General features: G+C 49.5%; 4 protein-coding genes and 4 pseudogenes. 2 read left to right on the forward strand and 6 right to left on the reverse strand.

The features are described from left to right. Positions 1-287 precede the first annotated feature (287 nt). A pseudogene (locus tag KHQ28_RS21060) lies at positions 288-1,399 on the forward strand (IS3 family transposase). 282 nt (positions 1,400-1,681) lie between these two features. Here KHQ28_RS21060 and KHQ28_RS21065 read toward each other — a convergent pair. The 6 genes and pseudogenes from KHQ28_RS21065 to KHQ28_RS21090 form a co-directional block, all read right to left on the reverse strand. Continuing rightward, the gene (locus KHQ28_RS21065; RefSeq protein WP_032418128.1) at positions 1,682-3,169 is read right to left on the reverse strand and encodes a HEPN domain-containing protein; all 1,488 of its coding nucleotides are present in this window, start codon (positions 3,167-3,169) and stop codon (positions 1,682-1,684) included. A gap of 233 nt (positions 3,170-3,402) precedes the next feature. Further along, positions 3,403-4,111 (reverse strand): annotated as a pseudogene (locus KHQ28_RS21070) (DUF4400 domain-containing protein). Next, positions 4,111-4,377, reverse strand: coding sequence for a hypothetical protein (locus KHQ28_RS21075; RefSeq protein WP_032418126.1), 267 nt, complete (start codon positions 4,375-4,377; stop codon positions 4,111-4,113). The pseudogene KHQ28_RS21070 and the gene KHQ28_RS21075 overlap by 1 nt, the downstream one beginning before the upstream one ends. After that, a pseudogene (traD, locus tag KHQ28_RS21080) lies at positions 4,340-5,611 on the reverse strand (conjugative transfer system coupling protein TraD); the annotation flags it as partial. The pseudogene traD and the gene KHQ28_RS21075, both read right to left, overlap by 38 nt. 146 nt (positions 5,612-5,757) lie before the next feature. Further along, positions 5,758-6,021, reverse strand: coding sequence for a hypothetical protein (locus KHQ28_RS21085; protein WP_032418124.1), 264 nt, complete (start codon positions 6,019-6,021; stop codon positions 5,758-5,760). Continuing rightward, the gene (locus KHQ28_RS21090; RefSeq protein WP_032418123.1) at positions 6,011-7,138 is read right to left on the reverse strand and encodes a PAAR domain-containing protein; all 1,128 of its coding nucleotides are present in this window, start codon (positions 7,136-7,138) and stop codon (positions 6,011-6,013) included. Before KHQ28_RS21090 ends, KHQ28_RS21085 begins: the two co-directional genes overlap by 11 nt. A 653-nt stretch (positions 7,139-7,791) precedes the next feature. On the opposite strand from KHQ28_RS21090, the pseudogene KHQ28_RS21095 reads away from it, so the two are divergent. Then, positions 7,792-8,880 (forward strand): annotated as a pseudogene (locus tag KHQ28_RS21095) (IS3 family transposase); the annotation flags it as partial.

Raw genomic sequence — 8,880 nt, forward strand, 5'->3', positions numbered from 1 at the left:
CTTGTAATGGGGGCATAAAAAGGGGCATTAATCCATTTTTAAAAGTAAAAACAATTAAAATACAGCTAGTTAATTAAATATTCGAGTCCGGCCTTCGCACCATCGGAACATCAATAGACGTCGACGGACGTCTTTTTTGTGCCTGAAATCCGCGCTACGCAAGGCTTTTCGCGATTCTCCTTTCAACAGAAGTCAATCTGAGTCAACCTGTAAGCATCCCGGTAAACCGGACCATTCACATTTAGAGATCTTCCGGCATACTGAATATATCCTTGGAGGAGATCGCCATACGCAAAGCCCGATTCACCGAACACCAGATCATCGCCGTTCTGAAGTCCGTCGAAGCCGGACGCACCGTCAAAGATGTGTGCCGCGAAGCCGGGATTTCTGAGGCCTCGTACTACAACTGGAAAGCGAAGTTCGGCGGTATGGAAGCCTCTGATATCAAAAAGATGAAGGACCTCGAAGATGAAAACCGCCGGTTGAAACAGATGTTTGCGGACCTGAGCCTCGAGTGCCGCGCATTGAAAGACGTTATTGAAAAAAAGCTTTAAAACCAGCGATAAAGCGTGAGTTGGTCAGCTATCTGACCGCGCAGTTTGCCATGAGCTTACGTCAGGCATGCAGGATATTGTCGCTGAGCAGGACGGTATTTCGTTATCAGCCGGATACGCAACGTGATGAGCCAGTCATTATGGCGCTGACCGTGGCGGCTGAACGCTATCCGCGATACGGATATAAAAGGTTTTTTCAGGTCCTTCGCAGGCAGGGCAACGCCTGGAACCATAAGCGCGTTCACCGGATTTACTTCCTGCTGAAACTGAATTTTCGCCGTAAGGGAAAACAGCACCTGCCGGTGCGCAATCCGGCTCCGCTGGCAACGCCAGAGGCGATGAACCAGAGCTGGTCCATCGATTTTATGCACGATGCGCTGGTGTGCGGCAGACGTTTCAGAACCTTCAACGTGGTGGATGGTTATAACCGGGAAGCGCTGGCGATCGAAATTGACCTGAATATCCCGGCGCAGCGGGTTGTCAGAGTGCTGGGCAGGATCGTGGCAAACCGCGGATATCCGCTGAAGATGCGGATGGATAACGGTCCGGAGCTGGTCTTGCTGACGCTGGCACAATGGGCAGAAGAGCATGGTGTGATGCTGGAATTTCTCAGGCCCGGCAAGCCAACACAGAATGCCTTTATCGAATGATTCAACCGGACGTACCGGACAGAAATACTGGATTTTTATCTGTTCAGAACCCTGAACGAAGCACGTGAAATTACAGAGCGCTGGCTGGCTGAATATAACAGCGAGCGCCCCCATGAATCCCTGAAAAGCCTGACGCCGGAAGAATACCGGCTGATGGCTGAAACCCCGGAAATCTCAAAAAGTGCGTGGAACTAAAACGGGTGCGCTTACATTCCGACTCTCGGCATTTTATCTTTTATATTGCCCATTTATAGGTGTGAATACATTTCTGTTTGAGAATATTTTATATTATATATAGCTATTGTGGATATGTTCCTTTACTTTATTGCTTTTTGGAGAATGATACCGTGCCCTGTGGAATGTAAATTACTAAGTAAGATATCACAGACTCAATATAATGATTTATCTGAATGGTTTATTGATAACAGGGCGCTAAAAATATGCTTTTGAACGCCCGTTTCTAATAAGGTTCATGGTTTATCTGATTGGGGAGTGTTTTGCACAGCCTAATGCTGCAGCCTCTGCCAGCCAATTCAACCCTTCATCGTTTATGCGCTTCATGATTTCTTCTAATTTTGCACTATCAGGATTTTCGAATGCTTGTAGCATCATGGAGTAAAGCTGTGCAGAGCATAGAAGGCACATCCTACTTAACTCTGATGCAAGATTAATAATGTTAAAGGATTCATCTTCGGTACGAAATTGTTCTCCATGTACCAAAGTCGAACGAGTTTTGTATAGTTCCAGAGCTTGAGAATAAACACGATCCCCTTCATCACAACTGAATGCTTTCAACACATCCCTAACCCGACCGCCAAACAATTTTGTCCGCCCTGCTTCGAATTTACCGAAGAACAACCGCTCAATTGCAGAAACGTATTTCACTATACTCGAATGTATATTTGGATCTGTAACCGCGTCCCCAAACCAATTGATAGCGTCAATAAGGCGCTGGTGAAGGTGAGTAGTTTCTACTGGATTGACTATGGGTATCAAAGCAGAACCGAGGATGTCTAATTCTAAATTTGCCCTTATCAATGCTTCATGCCAGTTTATTACACCAACCGGTTCTAAAGAATCAGCGCAGAGACTTGCGTGAATCACACCATGTACATCAGCGTGCAAATGTGCCGAGCGCAGAGCTCCGCTGCGTGACCATGCTAGCCTAATTTCCCTTGTCGGTTTAGCTCCCAAGAGGATACGGATGATGTGAAGCGCCATCTCTGTAGCTTGGATCGCTCGTTCTTTAGAGATTGCTTCATCACACTCACTCACTTTCACACAAGCAATCCATGGATAGTCTTTGTAGGCTTTGACTGCTCGGGACTGTAATTTACGCACTAGTTGTCTTGATTCATCTTTAGTGTGCGTGCGTTCTTGTGGGAAACCTTGAGCAATCGCTTCCTTTACGCACTGAATATGCGCCTTCGTGTTAACATGAATACTATGTTTTAGTACTGATTTTTTTTCATCGAAGAACTTGGAGCGACGGACGAATGTGACAGGACCAACGCTGAATTCAGTAGGTGTATCCCCAGGGAAAAGCACACACGGTAGGTAATGTTCGATAACTACAAGCTTTTCTCTCAAAATCGTTAAAGCGTCTTTAAGAAGCAGCATTGCGGTTTCCTGATCAACTCCACGTGCCTCCTGTAATACTCTTTTAACAAAAGCATTTATTACGGCTTCCTTTGCGAGTTTGCGGCCTACTCGTCGCCCAAGACCGTGATCCAATTCGATAGTGAGGTCTACAAGCTCATTCAGCTTGTTCCAGGCAAGAGAACCACAATGGATATGTCCATTTCCTTTCGGATGGGGAATATTACAAAAGGCATCTTTGGGATTCTTTCGTAAGTAAGCCATAAGCTCAACGGGTGTCATTTTTGCAAAGCGCGAGAGCTGTCGACAAATAAATTCAATGGCTTTCAGTGCTCGTTTAGCTATTTTTTCCTCAGGTAAGCTCATTTAATGAATATCCACTCCGCTGAAAATAATTTGAGTAACTTATTAGATAAAACGAACAGCCATTATATCTTGTTAGGAGTCAAATTGTATTGATTTTACTACAAAAACATATGCTTTTGACCAGCGTGTTAATTAGTCGATTTTTTCACAAAAAAACAATTATCAACGGCCAGTGCTTTGGTATTATCAGTCTTGAGTTTATGGCTGGGTGAATAAGTACTATCTAGGTTGCATTACAAATGCTTTTTGAATGCTCCCGTCGCTACTGAACCCGCGAGCCCACTCAGCATCACTCCAGGTATTACAATATATCTTGATTCCAGAAAAACTGGCACCGCCAGCCACGCCAGCCACGCCAGCCACGCCAGCCACGCCAGCCCCGTTGCCGCGAGGCTGGAGCCGATCATACGCCTTGCATGATGATAAACAAACCCGGACTCATGGCCTGCGCCGAATCGCCGTAAGTCGCGGCGTACCAGCCCGTCAATCAGCCCTATAACAATGGTCAGCACAAACTGTGGTAGCGCCTGCAATAAAATAGCCAGCGCAGCAGAAAGGTAAGGGTAACTTACTCGCAGACAGTAACGCACAGCGGATCACCGTAGTGATGGTTTCCGTCCAGAACAACCCGCTTTGCCCGTTGAGCGAATGAACCAGCGCCGCAATCCCTTGCTGCAACGTATCGCTGACAATCGCGAGGTCTTCTACTAACCACATCGGTGCGCCAGCAGAGCTTTTCCACCCCTGCCATGTCGCCTGCAATACCTGCTCACTGTGACTGGCGCAGGTGTTCCGCCAGAAAAACGCCTCGCCCAGCCACTCCAGCGTTATCGCCAGCATCCACGCGCCGAGGCAAAAACCGATCAGCACGCCGGGAAGTAATGCTATCCAGCCGAGCAGTCCGGGGCGACGCACGGGGCCTGGTGGCGCATGTTCGGGCATCAGTGCAGCGGCAGAGTAATGTAGCGGCAGAGGAACCGTGCCTCGTGTACCTCATCCAGTCGTATCTGAAAAATGTCGTGTTCGCCTTGCGGCGATGTAGCTTCGCGCCATGCCTGAAAGCCCTGCAAATTCATCCGGGCGATAATCTGGTCGGGCGTTTCTCCCTGCGTCAGCGCTTCCACCGCCTGTTGCAGGGGAAGAGGCAGTGTTTGTGCAGGCCACATCACTTCAACGCTCACGAGCTGGCGGTGTGTCCGGGGTATCATCGGTCTGTTTCTCCGTGGTTTCGCTGTCGTTCAGCCATAAAATAGGGTCATTTTTCGCCGTTACAACTGTCTCCGGGCGGTCCCACCATATAGGCGTGCTGTCGTACTGTTTTTCCATATAGCGGGCTATGTGTGTGATGCTTTCCGGCATCAGCGGATCGTGTGCTGCGTCCGGTAATGGGATGCGTAGCTTCCAGAGCTGACCACCTTCCAGCAGAGCGAACGCCTGCCCTTTGGGAAGCTGTACCAGTGAGGCGGGTTCCAGTAACGGCACCTGTATGCTGCTCATCCGATCCTGGGTGTTGCTGGAAAAACCGATGTTGCCCTGTGCGTCGGCGCTGTCGGCAACGCCGGAACTGATGCTGTTGCTGAGCACATCCACCTGCGGCAGTTGCTTCGTCAACAATTCGGCGGTGGCAGATTCCCGCACCCGCATCATGATCCGACTGTTGAAGTTGCCGACGACCTGGTCCGCTTTGGCGCGGTCGCCGATGCGGGCTTCGATAGCGGAGAGCGTCTGGGTGTAGGCCGTAACCTCTACACCTGCGCCGCCGCCTTTATTTATTAGCGGAATAAATTCATCGCCCATCAGTTCACTGAACTCATCGCAGTGCAGGTTGATGGCCGGGTTCTCTTCCGTCTGCGGCAGGCCATCCATCACGCCGTGCTTGTAGATATGTCCGGCGACGCTGACCAGATCGGCGAACATTGAGTTGCCGACAGCGGCGGCAATTTCTGCGTCAGACAATGCATCCAGCCCGACATAAATAATCGCCCGCTGGCGAATGGCCTGCTGCCAGTTGAATACCGGGCGCGGGTCGTTAAGGTCGCCGTAGTCCGGGGCCAGCAGTTGGGAGATTTTTCTGGTGGTCAGTTTTTCCAGCAGTGGCAGCAGCGAGGCGACGATCTTATCGAAATAGGTTTTGTCATAGCGCACGGCAGTACGTAGACCGTCGAGGATCGTGTCGTGTAATCGGGTGGTTGAAAGGTACTGCTCCAGCGCGACGACGTAGCTGCCCCTTCCCTGAAGATTACGTGGCGTGTTTTTCTCAGTGATGCCACCGGCAATCCGTACCACGTTGTCCCATGCCTGGCGGTCGTGGCTGGGCAAAAAGACGCGGGCGTAGTCGATAAATAGTTCGTCGATGTTGATAACGTGGCGGGCGATACGGGCGTAGTCCGAGCGCTGGCCCAGTGCCCCCAGGGCGCGGGTGATGATGTTGACGAAGCGCCAGTCGAACCTCCTTTACTCAAACTTTAGGGCAGAATCGTCTACCGGAGTGGTGGGGGCAGTCCAGGGTGGCCAAATTCAGTGTGCCACTACATATTGTCTAAAATGAGGGAGGAAGGAAAAGGCTGGATCTCGCCAGCCTTTGACGGTCATTTCACTTTCTTGAAGATGAGCAGGATCAAAGGGACGCAGAGAGCGAAACCAATGATGGAGGCTAAAGCCGAATCAGAGTGATTTTGCGCTAGCTCCTTAACAAACCAGGTACATTGAGAAGGGGTAAATTCTCCGCCTTGACTCATTGTCTCTGTATAGTTAAGAGCGAAGACCAGATCGAAATAAAGCACGATAGCGTAATACGCTGCACAGATCAGCGCGATACTCACCCATCTGATCCAGAACTTCTTATTCATCATCGTAAGTGCTTCCCAATGAACCGCCTACTGTACCGCCTGAGTAGGGGGATGTTGAGCCAGCAACAGCAGCGGAATCGGCAGCAGATTGTTGGATTTTTGCACTCCCTCCCATTGATTGAGGGCTTTTGTTCTCGATGTTAGGGTACTGCTGTTTGAATGTATTAGTCATTTCGACAACGAGGATTGATGAGAAGTCTGCACTCTTTGATTCAAGATATCTTTGCAGTGAAACCGGAATAGTAAAATCTTCTTCTATGTCGATTGGTAGCTGTGTTGTCGTGGATGTGTAACCGTGTTCGAATACCTTTGAGCCAGCAAACTTGAGCCCCTCGACTGAGTGAGTGGTACAGTTGCTACCAGTGACATCATATTTATCAATGGTTCGGCCTCTTCGCTTTGTACCATCTTGCATGTTTGGCGTTTGAATTGGTGTTACACCGCCATTCCAAAGGTTTTCGAAGAATTTACGGATTATTTTAGGATCTGCATCATCAATGCGGAAAGCGCGAGCCCCCATTTCATAAAGTTCGTATCGGTAATACTTACGCGCATCTTCATCCTGGAAAAAGTCTAAAATCCCATCCCCAGTGAAGGTACTTTTATCAGTGCGTCCATAGCGTCCATAGGTGTAGAGGAAGATATTGTTATTCTCATGCACTGAAACGAAAACATGACCTGCACTTGTCGTTTCAGTCCATATATAAACGCCGTTCAGCAGCGGGTTATCTTCTGACTTGCAGGTGTCAGTCACATTATCAGCTTGGGGATCATAAATCGGGCGGGGGAGAACGGGAAATTCGACGACTTGAGATTGGGCTGTGTCGGCTTTCGCTGCCCCTGTAGAAAATTCATAAGTGTCATCGATGGAAGGAATAAAACGTGATTTGCAGGGACAGGAACTACGGCTGTGCAGTGTTCCGGCTACTCTTTTACCATGTATTTCGTCACTATCAAGGCCACCGCAGATACGATAATGCCCTGGATGTTTGCCGCAGGTTACTTTATGGCCTTCACATGCCATATCTTTATCGAAAAATTGATGGTTGGGGCATCCTTCAAGAATCCTGCCACCGCAAGCGGTCTTATCACCCCTAAATAAAAAATGACCAATAGCCATTCGTCCTTATCCTTATTTTTGCTTTTAAGTCCATGTGGGAAGTGTAAGTTTTTGGTGTTGGCGAGTAAATGAGCAAATGTAATAAAATCAAAGTGTGTTAATCAATGGGATCATGTCGTCAGCTATGGATAGTGTTTATCCGCACGGTCAGTTGCAGACGAGATTTCCACAATTGCCCGCATTCCAACAGAGCAAGAGCCTGTCTCTTGTGAAGCTGGATCAGGGCGGCGGTATCGCGGACCGGTAAATTACTTGTGGTTACCTGTTAGCCGGTGTTGCTGGTAAAGCTGGTGACGCTGGAACTTATCTAGCGAGTATGTTCTTTCACCTTTGGTGGTTGCTTAGAATATGGCACCGCTTGGCCTACAGTCTGGAGAACACTGGACGGAACAGGAGGTCGTAAGTTGTTCCAGAAACGGCTGTTGCGGGTTAAGTGTCGACTAACAGATAGCTGTCATAATGGTCGGCTTCCGGCGTGAGAACGGAAGCTACAACCAATTCTTTGAAAATAAATAAAAGCAGGGCTAACGCCAATCGTTTCATTCCATCCTTCCGCGAACTACGGCGGGGGTGGTGATCTCCTCCCTGAAAACAGTGCCGGGCTAAACTGAAGTCTCCGGTCTTTCTTCCATCTCACAGAGAGGCACATCGCCATGAAAAAGACCCGCTATACCGAAGAACAGATTGCGTTTGCTCTGAAACAGGCCGAAACCGGCACCCGCGACGGGGAAGTCTGCCGAAAGATGGGCATTTCTGAAGCCACTTTTTATAACTGGAAGAAGAAATTCGCCGGTCTGGGCGTGACCGAAATGCGGCGTCTGCGGCAACTGGAGGATGAAAATCTGCGGCTGAAGAAACTGGTGGCTGACCTGAGTCTGGACAAGGAGATGCTGCAGGAGGTGCTGAAACAAAAGTTCTGAGGCCGGCTCAGAAACGTCAGGCGGTGCATTTTCTGCGGGGGGCTTACCGAATCAGTGTCCGACGGGGATGCGGACTGCTGATGCAGAGCAGAACCGTTTACCACTGGCAGAGCCGGCGGGATGATCGGGCGATAACCCTGCGTATCCGGTAAATAGCGGAAACTCGGATCCGCTACGGTTGCCCGCGTATTCATATTCAGCTGCGGCGGGAAGGCTGGCCTGTTAACCACAAGAAAACACACCGGATTTACTGTCTGGAAGGCCTCAACCTGCGCAAAAAGCGCCCCCGCATGCATGTCATCGTCAGCAACGTCCGGTCCTGATCGGTATCGATCAGTGCTGGAGTATGGATTTCGTGTCGGATAATCTGTTTAACGGAACACGTTTCCGGGCGCTGACTGTAGTGGATAATTTTAGTCGGGAGTGTGTGGCGATCCATGCCGGAAAGTCGCTGAAAGGTGAGTATGTGGTCGGTGTGATGGAAAGGTTGCGGGTGCTGGGCAAGCGTCTGCCGGTACGTATTCAGACAGATAACGGCAGCGAGTTTATTTTGAAAAGTCTGGATAAATGGGCGTATGAGCACGGTGTCACAATGGACTTATCCCGCCCCGGAAAACCAACGGATAACCCGTTTATTGAATCATTTAACGGCAGTCTGCGGGATGAATGCCTGAACATTCACTGGTTTCTCTCGCTGGAAGATGCGCAGGACAAACTCGACAACTGGCGCAGGGAATATAATCATGAGAGAACGCATTCATCATTAAATGACATGACTCCGGCTGAATTCATCCGAAGTCTCCGGAAAGACGAAGATCTCTG

The organism is Klebsiella sp. 28, from assembly GCF_018223905.1.
Taxonomy (GTDB): domain Bacteria; phylum Pseudomonadota; class Gammaproteobacteria; order Enterobacterales; family Enterobacteriaceae; genus Klebsiella; species Klebsiella pneumoniae.

Bases quoted from the DNA above. Each gene is read 5' to 3' on its own strand.
- KHQ28_RS21065 (WP_032418128.1), bottom strand. From the start codon at position 3,169: ATGAGCTTACCTGAGGAAAAAATAGCTAAACGAGCACTGAAAGCCATT.
- KHQ28_RS21075 (WP_032418126.1), bottom strand. From the start codon at position 4,377: ATGATACCCCGGACACACCGCCAGCTCGTGAGCGTTGAAGTGATGTGG.
- KHQ28_RS21085 (WP_032418124.1), bottom strand. From the start codon at position 6,021: ATGATGAATAAGAAGTTCTGGATCAGATGGGTGAGTATCGCGCTGATC.
- KHQ28_RS21090 (WP_032418123.1), bottom strand. From the start codon at position 7,138: ATGGCTATTGGTCATTTTTTATTTAGGGGTGATAAGACCGCTTGCGGT.